The organism is Bacteroides sp. (assembly GCA_036351255.1).
Classification (GTDB): domain Bacteria; phylum Bacteroidota; class Bacteroidia; order Bacteroidales; family UBA7960; genus UBA7960.
Genome location: JAZBOS010000021.1, coordinates 1 through 17,673, shown reverse-complemented (window position 1 = coordinate 17,673; position 17,673 = coordinate 1). Strand labels below are relative to the sequence as shown.

General features: G+C 47.3%; 13 protein-coding genes. 6 read left to right on the top strand and 7 right to left on the bottom strand.

The genetic code is table 11. From position 1 onward, the window contains the following. Nucleotides 1-324: 324 nt before the first annotated feature. Nucleotides 325-2,253 carry a transcription termination factor Rho gene (gene rho / locus V2I46_01755; protein ID MEE4176213.1) on the top strand — a complete coding sequence of 643 codons (1,929 nt, stop codon included), beginning with the start codon at nt 325-327 and terminating at the stop codon, nt 2,251-2,253. A 199-nt stretch (nt 2,254-2,452) separates the two neighbouring features. Here rho and V2I46_01750 read toward each other — a convergent pair whose 3' ends face one another. From V2I46_01750 to V2I46_01740, 3 genes are all read right to left on the bottom strand, one after another. Continuing rightward, nucleotides 2,453-4,579, bottom strand: a complete 2,127-nt coding sequence (locus V2I46_01750) for a cation-translocating P-type ATPase (protein MEE4176212.1) — start codon at nt 4,577-4,579, stop codon at nt 2,453-2,455. An 88-nt stretch (nt 4,580-4,667) separates the two neighbouring features. After that, nucleotides 4,668-5,078 (bottom strand): secondary thiamine-phosphate synthase enzyme YjbQ, encoded by a 411-nt coding sequence (locus tag V2I46_01745; GenBank protein ID MEE4176211.1) that lies wholly within the window; start codon nt 5,076-5,078, stop codon nt 4,668-4,670. Between the two features lie 124 nt (nt 5,079-5,202). Continuing rightward, a complete protein-coding gene (locus V2I46_01740; GenBank protein MEE4176210.1) occupies nt 5,203-6,582 on the bottom strand; it encodes a hypothetical protein in 1,380 nt (459 codons plus the stop codon). A gap of 281 nt (nt 6,583-6,863) precedes the next feature. Here V2I46_01740 and V2I46_01735 point away from each other — a divergent pair, with 281 nt between their 5' ends. Together V2I46_01735 and V2I46_01730 are read left to right on the top strand one after the other, a co-directional pair. After that, the gene (locus V2I46_01735; protein MEE4176209.1) at nt 6,864-7,253 is read left to right on the top strand and encodes a BlaI/MecI/CopY family transcriptional regulator; all 390 of its coding nucleotides are present in this window, start codon (nt 6,864-6,866) and stop codon (nt 7,251-7,253) included. Continuing rightward, nucleotides 7,250-9,205: a M56 family metallopeptidase gene (locus V2I46_01730; protein MEE4176208.1), complete on the top strand. Its 1,956-nt coding sequence runs from the start codon at nt 7,250-7,252 to the stop codon at nt 9,203-9,205. Before V2I46_01735 ends, V2I46_01730 begins: the two co-directional genes overlap by 4 nt. A 112-nt stretch (nt 9,206-9,317) precedes the next feature. Here the strand turns inward: V2I46_01730 and V2I46_01725 are convergent, their stop codons facing one another. Together V2I46_01725 and arcC are read right to left on the bottom strand one after the other, a co-directional pair. Further along, nucleotides 9,318-10,319, bottom strand: coding sequence for an ornithine carbamoyltransferase (locus tag V2I46_01725; protein ID MEE4176207.1), 1,002 nt, complete (start codon nt 10,317-10,319; stop codon nt 9,318-9,320). Between the two features lie 134 nt (nt 10,320-10,453). Continuing rightward, entirely contained in the window at nt 10,454-11,398 is a 945-nt protein-coding gene (gene arcC, locus V2I46_01720) for a carbamate kinase (GenBank protein MEE4176206.1), read from the bottom strand. A gap of 529 nt (nt 11,399-11,927) precedes the next feature. On the opposite strand from arcC, the gene V2I46_01715 reads away from it, so the two are divergent. Then, on the top strand, nt 11,928-13,700 hold the full coding sequence (locus tag V2I46_01715; protein ID MEE4176205.1) for an SLC13 family permease: 1,773 nt from the start codon (nt 11,928-11,930) through the stop codon (nt 13,698-13,700). Nucleotides 13,701-13,779: 79 nt separating this feature from the next. Here the strand turns inward: V2I46_01715 and V2I46_01710 are convergent, their stop codons facing one another. Continuing rightward, the gene (locus V2I46_01710; protein MEE4176204.1) at nt 13,780-14,745 is read right to left on the bottom strand and encodes a bile acid:sodium symporter family protein; all 966 of its coding nucleotides are present in this window, start codon (nt 14,743-14,745) and stop codon (nt 13,780-13,782) included. Between the two features lie 54 nt (nt 14,746-14,799). Then, nucleotides 14,800-15,873 (bottom strand): hypothetical protein, encoded by a 1,074-nt coding sequence (locus tag V2I46_01705; protein MEE4176203.1) that lies wholly within the window; start codon nt 15,871-15,873, stop codon nt 14,800-14,802. Nucleotides 15,874-15,996: 123 nt separating this feature from the next. Between V2I46_01705 and V2I46_01700 the strand changes: the two genes are divergently transcribed. Both V2I46_01700 and wtpA read left to right on the top strand, forming a co-directional pair. Next, on the top strand, nt 15,997-16,377 hold the full coding sequence (locus V2I46_01700) for a LysR family transcriptional regulator (GenBank protein MEE4176202.1): 381 nt from the start codon (nt 15,997-15,999) through the stop codon (nt 16,375-16,377). Nucleotides 16,378-16,508: 131 nt separating this feature from the next. Then, entirely contained in the window at nt 16,509-17,492 is a 984-nt protein-coding gene (gene wtpA, locus V2I46_01695) for a tungstate ABC transporter substrate-binding protein WtpA (protein ID MEE4176201.1), read from the top strand. Nucleotides 17,493-17,673 lie beyond the last annotated feature (181 nt).

Below are 17,673 nucleotides of genomic sequence, written 5' to 3'. Positions count from 1 at the left end.
AATGCAAAATTAAAAAATTGATTAACATAAGGCCCCTGTTCCTGTCAAAACAAGAAAATTAAGCTCAGCGGCCAGGAAAAACGTTTATTATTTTTTTGTTATTACAATAATATTTATATTTGCACTTCAATTCCTGCATTCGTTTCAGAATTTTTCTTTTATATAATACCAATTGCCTTTGTTTAAATCAGGTTGCAGCCCAAGGCTGATGCACATCAAGTGTGCATGGCCAGTTTTCCTGCTAAGCCCATTTTCATATAAATAGTCGGATTGAAGGTTTCGGGCAATCCTGAACAAGGCAAAAACAACTTATTTATTCATATGATGTACGACATTGTTGCATTAAACAGTAAGCTGCTCACTGAGCTCCGAGAAATCGCCAAAGAACTGAAGATCAAACGAGTAGAGTCTTACAAAAAGCAAGACCTTATTTACAAGATCCTGGACGCCCAGGCGGTGATCCCTTCCGGGGAACCCCCCCAGGAAGATAAAAAACCCGGGAATTCAGGTCAGCGTCCCCGCAAACGTATCCCTGCTGGTTCCTCCACTGCTGAAAGGCGCGAGGAAAAAGACAAGCGTGAACAGCGCGAGCCGAAGGAAAAGGCTGAAAAGCCTGAACAACGTGACAAACAGCCCCCCCAAGCCAAAGCTGATCAGCCCGGCAAGCGTGACCAGCGCCAGCCGTCACGCGATCAACGGGATCAGCGCGAACAGCCCAACCGGGAAAACAAGCCCCGCGAAAACCAAACCCGCGAGCAGCGACCCGATCAACGCAGTCAGCGCCCACACTGGGAAAAACGCGATCAGCAAAAACCACGTGACCCGCAACGTAGCGGTGACCAGAAACCCGGGACGCCTTTTCAAAAGCGCGACCAGCGCCCCGGCGATCAGGATAAACACAACAAAGTCCGTCTGGAGGACGAGCTGACCAAGGAACCCACAACCCTGCTGGAAGAAGGGGAACAGAATAACGAACCCCGTGAAAAAGAAACCCGGGAGACACCACAGGAAGTGGAAAACCAACAACCGCAAAAGGAAGAACGCAAGCCTGAAAACGGTGAAAACCAGCAACAGGAAAAAGAAGTTTACAGACCCAAAGGATTTGACCGCCGCACGGGTGAACCCATTTATGAGTTCGATGGCATCATCATTGCCGAAGGCGTGCTCGAAATCATGCCCGATGGTTATGGTTTCCTCCGTTCCTCCGACTACAACTACCTGAACTCGCCTGATGATATTTATGTTTCTCAAAGCCAAATCAAACTCTTTGGGCTAAAAACCGGCGACACCGTTCGCGGAGGCATTCGCCCCCCGAAGGAAAATGAGAAATATTTCCCGCTGATCAAGGTTGAGAAAATCAACGGCCGCGATCCTGCCGAGGTACGCGACAGGGTGCCCTTCGACTTTCTGACGCCCCTGTTCCCCGATGAGAAGTTCAACCTTACAGGCCACTCCTCCGAGACGCTATCCTGCCGGGTAATTGACATGTTTTCACCCCTGGGCAAAGGACAACGCGGCCTCATTGTGGCACAGCCCAAAACCGGTAAAACAATCCTGCTTCAGGATGTGGCCAACGCCATTGCTGCTAACCATCCCGAAGTTTACCTTATTGTCCTGCTTATCGACGAGCGCCCGGAAGAGGTAACTGAAATGGCCCGCAACGTAAAAGCCGAGGTAATTTCTTCCACCTTCGACGAGCCCGCCGAAAGGCACGTAAAGGTTGCCAGCATCGTCCTGGAGAAAGCCAAGCGTATGGTGGAATGCGGCCATGACGTCGTAATCCTGCTTGACAGCATTACTCGTCTGGCACGCGCCTTTAACACGGTGGCCCCAGCCTCGGGCAAGGTACTTTCTGGGGGTGTGGATGCCAATGCCCTGCACAAGCCCAAGCGCTTCTTTGGCGCCGCACGTAACATTGAAAATGGCGGCTCGCTGTCAATCATTGCCACGGCCCTGATCGACACCGGATCGAAAATGGACGAGGTAATCTTCGAAGAATTCAAGGGTACCGGTAATATGGAGCTTCAGCTCGATCGCCGACTGTCGAATAAGCGCATCTTCCCCTCTATAGATATCGTTTCATCGGGTACCCGCCGCGAAGATCTGCTCCTGGACAGGGATATGATGAACCGCATCTGGGTATTGCGCAAATTCATCAACGACATGACCCCCATGGAAGCCATGGAGTTCCTGCTCGACCGCATCAAACACACTCAGAACAACGAAGAGTTCCTGATGTCGATGAACGGATAAAACAACCCCATCCAAACAAAACCATACCGCCCCGGGAAGCATCCCGGGGCGGTATTTTTTTATTGCAAGCCCTGACCAGGTTCATGGTTAATACGGAGTTCGAACGGAGTTTATACGGTTTAAACCGTATAAACCACGACCATGGTACCTCCCTGGTACGAGAATGTTATGAGATCACTGGAAGAAAAACAAGAAATAATTATTTAAGCTTACGCTTCTTTAAACGAAGGGAGTTCCCCACAACCACAATATCGGAGAAGGCCATGGCAGCCGCAGCCACGATGGGTGTGAGCAACCCGGCCATGGCAAGCGGGATAGCAGCTACATTGTAGAAGAAAGCCCAGAACAGGTTTTCCTTTATGGTCCGCAAGGTGGTTCGCGAACCTGTAAAAGCACGGGCCAGCAGGTCGAGGTTGCCCTTAAGCAGCACCACCTCGGCCGATTTCACAGCCACCTGTGTGGCATCGCTCATACTGATACCCACATCAGCGCGCGCCAGGGCCGGGGCATCGTTGATACCATCACCAACCATTCCCACGCGTGCTTTTTTGGATAAGGCCGTGATGACCTCCAGTTTCTGGTCGGGCAGTTGCTCGGCATAGATTTCTTCGATACCCAAAGCACTGGCTACTTCTTCGCATCGCTTGCGGCGGTCGCCACTGAGCAATACGGGATGTACACCTTTTTCCTTGAGGGTCCGAATGACTTCGGCGGCACCCGGTTTGATCTCATCCTCAATATCAATCCAGGCTGCAAGTTTATCATTGACCAGCAGGTAAACGTTGTGTTCATCCTCTTCGGTGACACCGGCGGCAATGGCATAGGATCCGGCCTGGAAGGTGGTGCCATCCTCAGCGGTGGCTTTCATTCCAAGCCCTTTCTCCTCTTTAACCGATGAAAAGGCGATCTCACCATTGTTACCAAAATGCGCCACCAGGGCTTCTGCAATGGGATGTGAGGAATGCTTCTCAAGGCTGTACAGAATTATGGCTGCTTCCTTTTGGCTGATGCCAAAAGTTTCCATTTTCTTAACAGAGAATTTCCCGGTGGTAAGGGTACCCGTCTTGTCAAAAACGATTGTTTCTATTCCGGCAAACTTATCAATGGATGCCCCCCCCTTCACAAGGATCCCGTTTTTTGCCAGTCGCCCCAAACCTACTACGACTGCAGTAGGTATGGCCAGTCCGAGGGCACAGGGACAAGCAATGACCAGGACAGCTACGCCACGCATCAGGGCATCACGGAAAGGCAGGTCGCTGAAAATCAGCCATCCTCCCATGGTCAACAGGGCAAGCACAACGACGGTGGGAACAAAAATGGCGCTGATCTTGTCGGCGAGGTTCTGCAATTTTGGCTTGTCCTGCTGGGCATTGCGCACCATTTCGATGATCTGCGAAAGCACCGTGTCCTTACCGGTGGCGGTGGTTCTGACCTTGATGTTTCCTGACACCAGGATGGTTCCTCCCACCACCTTGTCCCCTTCCGACTTATCCACGGGAAGGCTCTCACCCGAAATCATCCCTTCGTCAATACTTCCGTGACCCCAGTAAATCTCCCCATCCACCGGAACCTTATCGCCTGAGTTGACCAGCACTTGCTGTCCGGTCTCAATGAGCGAAGCATCCACTTCTTCTATCACTTCCCCGGATCCGTTGCCACCCATAACGATGCGCTTAGCGGTGTTTTTTTGCAGGCGCACCAGTTCATCCACTGCACTTGTGGTTTTCTTTACCGAGCGATGTTCGAGCATATTACCCAAAAGTACAATGGTAATGATGGATGCCGAAGTTTCGTAAAACATATAATCGTGGCCAAGGCCGTTAATGGTCCCGATCAGGCTGTACACAAATGCAGCGCTACTTCCAAGGAATATCAGCACATCCATATTGGTCACGCCTGCACGCAGGCTATTGAAGGCACTTCGCCCGAAATGCCAGGACCCCACGGCAAAAACCGGAAGAGTGAGGGCAAGTTGAAACAAGTCATTGTGCAGGATAGGCACAGGGATGAACATCGCCAAGATCAGTGGTACGGTAAAAATAAGGCTGAACCAGAATTTTTTTTCAATAGAGGAAAGTCCGTCTTTTTTCTTTTCTTCTCCTTCCTTTGGGCGCACCACAGAGTAGCCCAATGATTCAATCCTTCTGACTGCCAGCGGCAACCGGCCTTCATCAGGGAGTTCAAAGCGGACGGTATCGGTGGTGAAATCGGCCGACACATTGGCAAAGCCTTCCTTCTCAAGAGACTTCTTGATTCCGAGGGCACAATTGGTGCAGCTCATGCCTTCGACCTTCAGTTCGATATTTTTAAAAAGTTGTTCAGCCATACAGGTATTGAAATAAGGAGATATATGAATATAGAACAAGCCCAAAAGCTTATTGTTTGTTTACCGTATTTACAGATAAGGCCAGTTGTTAACTGTAAACGGTCAGGGTCAGCCGTCGCGGGCCACCGTGATTGCGGAATTCAGCAAGGCAGATGCCCTGCCAGGTGCCAAGCTTCAGGCGTCCGCCGCTGATGGGGATGGTCAGGGATACCCCGGTTAGGGCCGACTTCACATGAGCGGGCATATCGTCATCGCCTTCCAACGTATGGGTAAGGAAAGGCAAACCTTCGGGTACGATATGATTAAAAGTGGTCTCCAGGTCATCCATTACGGAAGGGTCGGCATTTTCATTGATACAAAGGCCTGCAGAAGTATGGTGGATAAAAACATTGAGCAAGCCGGTTTCAGGCATCGTGTCAAGGGCATTGACAATATGGCGGGTAATCAGATGAAAGCCCCTGGGATATCCAGGAAGCTGCATTTCTATTTGCTTGATCATTTTTTCAGGTTTATGGGATCTGATAACTCAAATTTCGAAAAAAATGCCGATGAATCAAAGCAATGCAGGACATAAAAAAAGGCACCCGGAAAAGGTGCCTTTGAAATTATACTTTAAAGACCAATTAACGAACGGGGATTTTAAGATCGAGGCCAATAGCAAACACCATATTGTTTCTTGCATAGGACTCAGTATGACTGCCAATTCCTTCGCCGTAATTGATGCTGATCTCGTCATCTTCGTACATGGTGTAAAGGAAGCCCAGGTTGATGTCGAGGTTGGGGGTAATGGAATACATTCCGCCAAGACCAACAGAATTGGTATTGAGGCTATGGCTCAGATCGTTCTGGTACAGCTCGTTCACACCGGTTTGTGTGCGCAGGTATCCAATGCTGAAAAGAAGCTCAGGGGTGATGTTGTATTCGGCACCCAGGGCAAACTCCATATAGTTATTGTCCATCAGCTCTTCGTTAGGCAGTGCCCTTCCATAGTCGGCATCTTTATCAAAATAATAATGTACGCCCCCGGTTAGGTTAAGGCCATCAACAGGCCGGAAACCAGCTCCAACGGAAAGCATAGCAGGCATATCGCTGCGGGTTTTTTCGCCATCGGGAAACATTCCGGTTCCATCTACCGCGGTTTCGTTTTCAAGTTCCAGTTTGGTTTTGAATTCATACTTGATTCCAATGTTGAAGCGCTCACTGGGGATCAGGCTGAATCCAATGACCGGGGTGAATCCGTTGCCGGTTTGCTTGGCATCCACTTCTGCATCGGCCGTTTGTGAATCCAGTACACTGGCAGTACCGATTACAATAGGTTGCTGTGCAGGTGGCAGGGTCGGGGCAATGGCGCGAAGGTAATCTCCAGGCTTCATCCAGCCAATGGGTGTATTGACCTCGATGTTTTTAAGATAGCCATTGTAAGTATTGTTGGCCATCACATAACGTCCACCACCAAAAACTGAAATCATATCGGTGAGAGCAAAGGAAACGCCCAATTGACCAGCAAAGAAAATAGAGCTCCCTTCAAAATAAATGTCATTCCGGTAACCCGTCACCCCAAAGGGCTGAAGAAGCGGAACCAGGGAGGCCACAGGAGCCTCAAAAGAAGGCAGGCCATTCTCGTATTCGGCACCGCCGCCACCACCAACAGGATTAAAGCCAAAGGAAAAAGCAAGCCTGTCGTATTTATACACAGCATAAACGCTGGGAAACAGGGGAGCCATTACTTTCCCTTCGTAAACAGAAGAATTTAACAAAGGATTCTCATTGGTAATTTCACGATTTTGCATAACTGTCTGGTTGCTCAGCGACAGGTAGAAACCATTGTTGAAGCTGGTGAGGCCGGCCGGGTTGAAATAAACAGCGTCAATTCCAAGGGAGGCATCACGGGCAAGCAAGCGTACGTAAGAAGCACTCTGGTTGGTATTGGTCATAATACCACCGGCAAGAGCCGTGCTTGAAAAAAGCACAACGGCCATCAACATGACAAGGATCTTTCTCATAGTTTTAATGTCTTTTGGTTTTTATTAAAACGGAGCGCTAAATTAGGACATTTTTCTGCATTAAACACGACAACAAAGACAATTTTAAAACAAATGTTGAATTTAAAAGTATCCATGATCGCTAATTCATTCAATAAATTTAAGTTTCGTTGATAAATACCAAATGCATAGCAAGGAATTTATTGCGTTTATTGTAATATTTTAAAAAAATAAAAAAAAGAACAAAAAATTTGCATTACGAAAACTTTCGTATTACATTTGTCTACGAAAACAATCGTACTATGACCCTTGAAAAGAAATTTCAACCAACAGAAAGTGAGCTGGAAATCCTGCAGGTGTTATGGGAAAAAGGAGAAGCTACCGTTCGGGAGGTGTATGAGGTGCTCGAGCAAACCCGTGACATTGGATATACCACCACACTGAAAACTATGCAAATCATGACTGAAAAGGGATTGCTTGGGCGCAACACCAGCAGCCGGACCCATGTTTATATCCCATTGATCACTCGTGAGAATACCCAACGGCAGTTTCTGAATAAAATGATCGACGGCCTTTTCCATGGGTCTGCCAGTCGCCTTGTGATTGGGGCGCTAGACGGAAGCAAGTTATCTACGAAAGAATTACGAGAAATACAAGACTATTTGAAGCAATTTGAAAACGGTGAAAAATGAGCCTGGTTGAAAACTTATCCCATCCGCTGATCAGTGCCCTTGGGTGGACCCTGTTTCATGCCCTCTGGCAGATTTTGCTCATTGCCCTTTTGTGGCGCAGTGCACTATTTATTGCACGCAGAGCATCAGCCAGCATTCGTTACAACATAAGCCTGATCGCCCTATTAAGCATCCCGGTGATCTGTGGTTTCACATTTTTTCGTCAATACGAGATTTATCAGGCCGCCTCACCCATTGTTTCCCTCGAATTTACGGATGGTGTTTATGCGGCCTCCAGCACAAACAATAATTATTTTTACCTGGTTCAGAAAAACTACCCTGGTTTTCTTTCTGGGCTTGATAACATCACCCCTTTTCTGGTATGGTTTTATTTTGCCGGGTTACTGGTCCTTTCGTTTTACACCATGGCAAGCTATGCCCGAATAAACCAGTTAAAAACCCGACAAATCAGCCCTATACCTAAGCAATTGCAGCTAAAGGCACAGTCGTTCAAAGCGCGGATGGGCTTAAAGCGAAGGGTGAAAATCTTTCAAAGCAGCAAGGTCAGTGTGCCGATGATGGTAGGATTATTCAAACCAGTCATCCTCTTACCCCTGGCTATGCTCAGCTCACTAAGCACTGCGCAGGTTGAGAGCATCCTGCTGCATGAATTGTATCACCTAAGGCGTAACGACCATTTTGTAAACATGCTACAAAACATCCTGGAGATCCTGTTCTTTTTCCACCCGGCCACCTGGTGGATCAGCCACCGGCTTAGGGAAGAAAGGGAGAATTGTGTGGATGAATGGGTGGTGGAATTTACCTCCACCCCACTGACATATGCCCAGGCCCTGATGACACTTGAAGAAAACCGCAGCACGACTATGCAACCGGTCGTTGCTGCGACTCAATCCAAAACCCTTTTATTAACAAGAATTAAAAACATTATGACCATGAAAACAAGAAACTTCAACCCAGGCCAAAAACTGGCCGCATTTTTGGTAATCCTGACTGCTGTCTTTTCGGTGGCTTGGATCAACCCTGGAATGAGCATTAATTACGGACAGCCGGGTATCGATTATGATCCGGACACTTCCATGGTACCTTACTACAGCAACATTGGCAGCATGGCACCCCAGGAAGAAGCCCCCGACACCCCCCCTGTCCTGAACACAGGCACAGAAGAGGCTAAAACATCGACGGATAACACTCAACCACGAAGGATTTACACAGAGGATGGCCAAGTTATAAGTTGGAATGAACTTTCTGAAAAAGACCGGGAAAAGATTCAGGTCGCCATGACAGAAGTCAGGCTTGCCATGCAGGAAGTGAACCAGGAATTGGTTGAGAAATTCAATTCCGGGGAATTCCAGCAACAAATGTTAAAGGTCCAGCAAGAACTGATAGCCAACCGGGATGTCTGGCGCCAGGCCATGGGAGAGGCAAATCTGGATACTAACGTTTACTTTAACCACGAAGAATTTAAGAAAGAGATGGAGCTTGCCCGTGAGGAAATCAAAAAAGCCATGGAAGAGGTAGGGCGTGAAATGGAATATATCGACTCGGAGGAGTTCCGTCAAGAGATGGAGAAAGCCCGCGAGGAGATCAGGAAAGCCATGGAGGATGTAGGGCGTGAAATGGAATATTTCAACTCGGAAGAATTCAGGCAGGAGATGGGAAAAGCCCGTGAAGAAATGAAGAAAGCCATAGAAGAAGGAAATATTGAAATGGAGTATTTTAACTCTGAGGAGTTTCGTCGTGAAATGGAAACCGTTCGGGAAGAAATAAAAAAGGCCCTCAAAGAAGTTAATCGCGAGATGGAATATTTTAATTCGGAAGAATTCCACCAGCAAATAAACTCCGAAGAATTCCGCCAGCAAATGGAGAAAGTCCGCGAAGAGATCAGGAAAGCCATGGAAGAAATTGAACGTGAGCAAAAAGAGAAAGAAGCCGAAGGGGAAAATAACGGATAATCCTTAAGCGAGTGTCACAAGGAAAGCCCGCCAAAAGTATCTGACCCATTTTAAAATAAAGAAGAGCCAACCCCTGACGGGTTGGCTCTTCCAATTTCAATGAAAAGATCTATCAGCTACCAAGGGTAGCCACCATTACAGCTTTTATGGTATGCAGTCGATTTTCGGCCTGGTCAAATACGACTGAATGCTCTGATTCAAACACATCCTCAACCACTTCCATTCCATCGAGGCCGAACTTCTGGAAAATCTGTTCGCCAATGGTGGTTTCACGGTTATGGAATGCAGGCAGACAGTGGAGGAACTTCACCTTGGGATTTCCGGTTTTCTTGATCACATCCATATTCACCTGGTAAGGCTTCAGCATTTTGATGCGTTCTTCCCACACATGATCTGGTTCGCCCATTGAAACCCACACGTCAGTATAAAGGAAATCACAGTCTTTAACGGCTTCTGCAACATCTTCAGTGATGGTGATCTTCGCACCGGTTTCCTTGGCAATCTCACGGCATTGTGCAACCAGATCTTCAGCGGGCTGAACGGCCCTGGGAGCAGCTGCGCGGAAGTCCATTCCCACCTTGGCTGCACCTACCAGCAAGGAGTTGCCCATATTGTTGCGGGCATCGCCCAGGTAGCAGAACTTGATCTGGTGCAAGGGCTTGTCGCTGTGTTCCATCATGGTGAGGAAGTCCGCCAGAATCTGTGTGGGGTGGAACTCATTGGTGAGACCGTTCCATACAGGTACGCCGGAATAAGCTGCCAGCTCTTCCACGGTGGTCTGGGCAAAGCCACGGTATTCAATGCCGTCGTACATACGGCCCAATACCCGGGCAGTATCTTTCATCGATTCTTTTTTTCCGATCTGGCTACCGCTGGGCCCAAGATAAGTGACCCTTGCACCCTGATCGTAGGCTGCCGTTTCAAAAGCGCAACGTGTGCGGGTGCTGTCCTTCTCGAAAATCAGGGCAATGTTCTTGCCTGAAAGACGCTGTTGCTCATAACCGCCGTATTTGGCCTTTTTCAAATCAAGCGAAAGATCCAGCAAGAATTTAATCTCTTTGGGGTTGAAATCGAGCAACTTCAAAAAACTTCTGTTTCTAAGGTTGTAAGCCATGGATGTCCTCCTTTTTTTTGTTTAAAATTAAATAATATTTTGTTGTCAAGGATTTTTGCGGATCCCTGTTCCCATAACAAAACTATGGAATTCCGATACAGTAAAGAACCCAGTCCTTGCTTCCGGCCTTCTCATTACCCGAAAATTACGGTTCCTGCATCCGGGTTTTCCAGCTGTGATGCCTCGGTAATGATTGCTTCCTTGCCACCGTTTTCAACAAATTCAATACAAGCCCTGACCTTGGGGGCCATACTGCCTTCCGTGAATTGCCCGTCAGCCAGATGTTTCTTAATTTCAGGGATGGATACCCGTTCAAGCTTCTGTTCGCCAGGCTTGTGAAAGTTAATGAACACATTGGGCACATCGGTCAGGATGCGGAACTCATCGGCTTTGATCTTATTGGCCAATAGTGAAGATGCCAGATCTTTATCGATCACGGCATCTATCCCGATCATCTTCCCTTTCTCGTCGACATATGCAGGGATACCACCTCCACCCACGGTGATCACAATGGTGCCTGTGCGGGCCAGCTTCTCCACGGCTTCCCAATTCGGGATGCCAATAGGCCTTGGCGATGCCACTACCCTTCTCCAGCCACGCTTGCGCGGATCTTCATGAAAAACCCATTCGGGCTGCTTGGCTTTTAATCCTTCCATTTCTTCCAGCGTATAAAAAGGACCCACGGGTTTGGTGGGGTTCTGGAATGCAGGATCATTTTTGTCGACCATCACCTGTGTCACCAGTGTAACGATGTTTCGCTTAATGCCATGCTCGGCCATCACATTCCGCAGCTGCTGCTCAATCATAAAACCAATAGAGCCCTGGGTCTCGGCAACGCAAAAATCAATGGGTTGTTTAGGAAGGCCGAATATGCGATGGCCAGCTTCGTGCTGCAACAGGACATTGCCCACCTGGGGGCCGTTGCCATGTCCGATCACAATATCATATCCAGTTTTGATCAGCCCCACCAGGTTCTGGCAGGTTTCATAAACGTTTTGCTCCTGCTCTTCAATAGTACCGATCTGGTCGCCACGCAGCAGGGCATTTCCTCCAAATGCTATTACCGATAGTTTTTTCATTATCAAAAATTTATTTAGCAAAAATTATTTCAAAAAAAATAAACCGGGATCCCTTTTTCGGGTGCCGGTTTAATGCTGGAATTAAATAACCAGACAAAAACCTGTTCATGCATCCCCTGGATAGTTCAAAACGATTTCTACATTAGCGTTCCCAATAACATCAGCCTTAATCGGGAATGCCGGCCATCGCCTCGAAGAAAATCAGGATACGTAAAACAGCCCTTTTCATCCAGCCTAATTCACTTTATATTAAGTGTTTATAAATAACATTGCAAAGCTATAAATTTTCAGTGAATTCCCTAAAGCAATTCATGCAAAAAAAGAGCATAAAAAAACCAGTTTTTCCTGTGGGTATCTCGCCAGATATTTTTTCGGAAAGCACAGATCATAATTATTTAATAATCCACAAAAACATAGGTCTGTTACAGCACCGGAGGGAAAGGTTCAAAATGCCATTCACCAGGTCATGGCTTTGTGAAAAACAATCCCTAATTTTAATCATTCAAACAAAACATTATTATACCTATAAATGACAAATCAAATCCTTGTATTTGCAAGCCTGGGAATAGCACTTTTGCTCTTTGCGTGGGGAAAAATACGCCATGATTTTGTGGCCCTTATTACTTTGTTTTTGCTGATTATAGCTGGTATCACAAAACCTTCGGAGGCATTTAATGGTTTTGGGCATCCAGCAGTCATAACAGTAGCTGCAGTGCTCATAATTGGGAAGGGCCTGGAATATTCAGGGCTGATCGATCTGCTTGGGAAATGGGTCAAGAAGATTGGATCCAGTTTATTGTTGCAGATCCTATTGCTTTCCTTATTGGTTGCAATTGCCTCGGCCTTTATGAATAATGTTGGAGCTTTGGCCATCATGATGCCCATTGCAATTCATTTGGCCCGAAAAAGCGGCAACCCTCCTTCTTACATTCTTATGCCCATTGCCTTTGCATCCCTTCTGGGAGGCATGACGACTTTGATTGGGACACCCCCAAACATTATCATCGCCACTTTCCGGGCCGAAAATTATGGGGAGCCTTTTGGCATGTTCAGTTTTACACCTGTTGGCCTGGTCATTATGATTGCTGGCATCGCCTTTATTACGCTCATTGGCTGGAGATTGCTACCAAGAAGAGCTGCAAAAAAGTCGGAAAAAGAATTGTTTGATGTGGATGATTACATTTCAGAAGTGGAAGTACCCAATGATTCTGACTTTGCTGGTAAACCCATTTCAGAGCTGTATGCCAAAACAACTGCAGACGTGCAGCTTCTTGGTATTGTGCGCGATAAGAAACGCATCCACGCGCCAAGCGATGACACTTTAATCTTTGGAAAAGATATCCTTATTCTTGAATCAGATGCCGATGAACTGGAAAGCTTTTTAAAAGACACCAAGTTAAAAATTGTTGGTGACAAAAAATTCAGAAAAGACGCCGAAGGTTCGGAAAAAATTGCCTTTGCAGAGGCTGTTGTGATGGCTGACTCAATCCTTATTGGACGCACAGCAGCCGATTTACACATGCGAAGCAGATATGGAGTTAACCTGCTCGCCGTTGCCCGCAGAGAGAAAAATATCCGTAAGCGTATTGACCATGTGATTTTCCGCAGCGGTGATGTACTTTTGTTTCAGGGTCGCGAACATTTATTGAATGACACAATTACCTCAATCGGCTGCCTGCCTTTGGCACAAAGGGGTCTGCGATTGGGCTATCAAACCAGGATTCCATTAGCCCTTGGGATTTTCTTCACTTCCATTGGTCTTATCATTGCAGGATTGCTTCCGGTTCAGGTAGCTTTTTCTATGGCAGCATTAGCAATGGTTCTAAGTGGGTTGTTGCCTGTTAAGGAAGTTTACCGTAGCGTTGATTGGCCGGTGATTGTATTGCTTGGGGCTATGCTTCCTGTGGGAGCAGCCCTGGAGGCTACCGGAGGCGCTGCCCTGATTGCATCGATGATCCTGGATTTAGGCGGGAGCATTCCAAACTGGGCCATCCTGACCCTTATCCTGGTCATCACCATGTTTCTTTCCGACATCATTAACAATGCTGCCACTGTGGTCCTGATGGCCCCCATTGCCATTGGTGTAGCCCATGGAATCGGGGCATCTATTGATCCATTCCTTATGGCGGTCGCAGTGGGGGGATCCTGTGCATTCCTCACCCCTATCGGGCACCAGTCAAACACCCTGGTCATGGGCCCAGGCGGCTATAAATTCACCGATTACTGGCGCATGGGGCTTCCCCTGGAAATCATTATCGTGGCGCTGGGAGTTCCTGCCATTATGTATTTCTGGCCGCTCTAGGTAAAGAGTTTTAGGGTTTTTGAATTACTGAAGGGGCGTAATTTGTCTTCTTTTTAATCTTCTTCCTTTTAAGCCCCTTCTAAGATTCCTCCACTTGGGTGCCATACCGTGTTGCAATGACACTCACAGTCAGAATCTGGAAGGCGTGAAAGATCATTAGAGGCAGTAGCATGATCCCAGCTGAAGCTGCATTCCCAAAAAGAACATTTGAGAATACCGTACCATGCACCAGTGATTTTTTGGTGCCGCAGAATACAGCAGTAATGCGGTCCTCCCGGTTAAACTGCAATAAGGTGGCCAAAAAGTAGATGGTACCATAAACCACGAAGAAAAGAATAATCACCAAAGCAGTGAGCAAACCCAGTTCACCCCATCCCAAATCCTTAAAGAGACCGGCGTAAAAGGATTCAGCAAAACTCTTGTACACAATCAGTAAAATGACACTTTTATCGAATAGGGTCAGTTGGCGGGAATATTTACTGGCCAAGGCGTGCCATCGGGGCTGAAGCAGCAGGCCAAGAGCCACCGGCAGGATGATCTCAAGAAACAGCTTCAGGTAGATCTGGGTGAAGTCATAATCACCCTGCTGGGACTGCATAAAAAGCCCCATCCAAAGCGGGGTCACTGCAATACCGATGATTCCCGACAGGCTGGCATTGAAAATGGCTGCCGGAACATTCCCCTTGGCAAGGGATACCATCACCACCGAAGAAGATACGGTGCTGGGCAAAGCAGCGAGAAAAAACACCGCAAGCCAGAGGGTATGCTGGTATTCATTCCGCATCAGGGGAAAAAACACCATAATGATCAGGGGAAACAACAGGAAAGTGGAAAGCTGAATCAACAGGTGAAGGCGTAAATTGCGCAGGCCACTGCGAATCTTTTCCCGACTGAGCTTTAACCCGTAAAAGAAGAAAATCATTGAAATGCCAATACTGCCAATGGTCTTGAGCGGTATACGGCTATCGGGTGACCCTGGCTCAGGGAACAGATAAGCCAGCAAAACCATCAGCAAAAGAAAGAAAATGAATTTGTTGTCTTTCATATACGTTAGGCCGGAAATACCATTGAAAGCAACAAAATTAAACTTCTTCCGCTACTATTCAGTAAAAATGTACATTTCTGCCAGCGATTTCACTGAGCGGTCGGCATAAAAATCGGAGGGATTGAAGATACGGTAACGCCCACCATCTTCCAGTTCATCCGTGATCTGAAGCAAGGGAACGCTGAAATCGGCCCTGTTAAACAACTCGGAGAAGCTGTAAATGGTGCGGTAGCCATCCATTCCTGCAAAGCACACCAAACCATTCCTGATCCAGGAGGTGGGATAGTTTCCTACATAACGGTCCATCACCTTGTCCAGAGAAATGCCCAGGAAGCCGGGGTTGGGATGATGGCCCATACCCATGCCATAAAAAATGGTTTTGTATTCCAGTTCACGATCAGCCGCCAACAGGTCATTGACAGGAATGGCCAGGGTATCGGCCAGGTTGATTAAAAGCTCGGGGGAATACAAAGGCTCCAGGTCACGGTCAATAGCGTAACCTTTTTTGTCGAACGACTTCACGGTGATCTTCACCGGGTTGATCAACTGCCTGTTTGAATAGAGATCACTGGCGACTACAAGTTTCCATTGTTTTTCAACCGGGTAATCCACCTCAATCTTATAGGGTTCAACCGGGGCCGACTCGGTAGCGATCAGAATCTGATGCGGGTTGATGGTATAGAAGATCTCTCCCCAGCTCAGGGAAACGGTTTCCCCCTTATCGTTCTCAACCACAACATATAGATCAATGACCGGAGGGAATTCCTCCTTATTTTTTTTCTGATGATTGAATGGGTGCAGCAGGTCGAACAGGGAATAACCCAGGTAGCGGTATGCCCCAGCAAATTCGTATTCACCATTGTCCAGCAATTTGGCTTCTCGCAATACTACCTCGCGTTTGTAGAACTGGGATAGGTCAACCACCCCGGTTTCTTCCACTTCACCCAGGACCTCAAGGGTATTGGGTTGCATGGCCGTTTCATCTGATTGATGATACATGCTGTTGCCATCGGGATCAAAGGGAAGGGAAGCCCCAGTGATTCCATCAAAAGAAAAACTCTTGCAGCCTGAAAAGAAAAGTCCGGCAGCCAGCAAGGCAGGAATGAAGAGACATCTTTTATAGTTCATCTGAAAGCGTTTTTAAGTATTCCGATATGAATGATTTTGCAATTCGGTGAGGCAAAATTAAGCTTATTTTGAAATCATACACCTTTTTTGACTATCATTGTACAAATATTCCATTGAATTGCGATGGCAAGAAATTATCGTCAATTAAAGCTGAACTACAAGATCTGGATCGAAACCGATTCTCACATCAGCATTCTTGGCGAGGGGAAATGGAAACTCCTTAAGGCCATCCGGGAAACGGGCTCCCTGAAGGCGGCAGTGGAAAGCATGGGCCTATCCTATAGGCAGACCTGGACCAATTTAAAGAAGATCGAAGAGCGCCTGGGATTTCCCATCCTTGAAAAAAGTCGCGGGGGCGCAGAAGGCGGCCATACCGCCCTGACGCCCCAGGGAGAAAAGATCGTTGACTTTTTCGACAAGGTATACAATGAATTTGAGCCTTCCGTAAAGGAAATATTCAGCCACTTGCTGGCTGAACTCAATGCCATCCATAAATCCAGGTAAATTTTTTAACTATTCGTTATGCCTTAATTTTCTGACACGAAACATGCCTGCCGATATGTATTTTTTTCAACTCCCTAAATGAATAACCGAAATTGTACCTCAATTTGAAAAATAAATAAATTAACAAGAATATGCGAAAATGGGTCATAATAATATCAATTCTTGCTGGATTATTTGTTTCCTGTCAGGAAAATAAGCGTAAAGAGGATAAAAGAGCAAGTCAGGATTCTCTTACCCTTCACATCATTCACGCGGGGAGCCTGACTTACCCCGTGCAACGCATTGCAGAAGCCTTTAAAGCGGAGCGCCCAGGTATAGAAATCCTCACTGAAGCCTGGGGCAGTAAAGCCGGCGCCCGGCGTATCATGGAAGTTGACACCCCTTGTGACCTCTTCCTATCGGCCGATTATATGGTTATTGAGCACATGCTGATTCCGGACCATGCCAGTTGGAACATCAAATTTGCTGCCAATGAAATGGCCATCGTTTACACCCAAAAGTCACTTTACGCCAATGAGATCAACCCCAGCAATTGGCATGAGATCCTGCTGCGCCCTGACGTACAAATTGGCCGCAGCGACCCCGACCAGGACCCCTGCGGGGTAAGGGCAGTATTTACTTCCAAACTCGCTGGCATCTATTATGAGGATGAGACCCTGCCCGACAAGCTCCTGCAAAAGGATGTCCGGAACATACGCCCTAAGGAAACCGATTTAATCGCCCTGCTTGAAACCGGGCAAGTTGATTATATCTTCCTTTACCGGAGCGTTGCCCAGCAGCACAACTTTCCATATTTGGTTCTTCCTCCTGAATTAAGCCTGGGTGACCCCGACCTGGAAGAATGGTATGCACAGGTTTCCACCCAGACCCTTGGAAGCAGCCCCGGAAGTACCATTACCGAAACCGGACAGCCGATGGTGTATGGAATGACCATCCCTGCCAAAGCGGAGAACATTGCCCTCGCAGAATCTTTTTCTGCCTTTTTGCTGGATCCTGATAAAGGTGGGAAAATACTTGAGGAACTTGGGCAGCCCAGTGTTGTTCCAGCTCCAAACCCATACTATGCCAGGCTGCCCGAAAGCCTGAAGGTTTTTGCCCTGCCGCCCAAAGAATAGAAAAAAGAAAAGTGATAAAGGGATGGCTGTAGCAGTTCTTGTGCTTGCAAAATCCTAGCCAATCTTGATTGAAAAACCTGCTGGAATGTTCAAACTTTGTAGTGGCTCCCGATGATGCGGAAAAATAACCTGGAAGGCAGAATTTTACTCAGAACAACGGCCAGCTTCTGATCCAACGAAG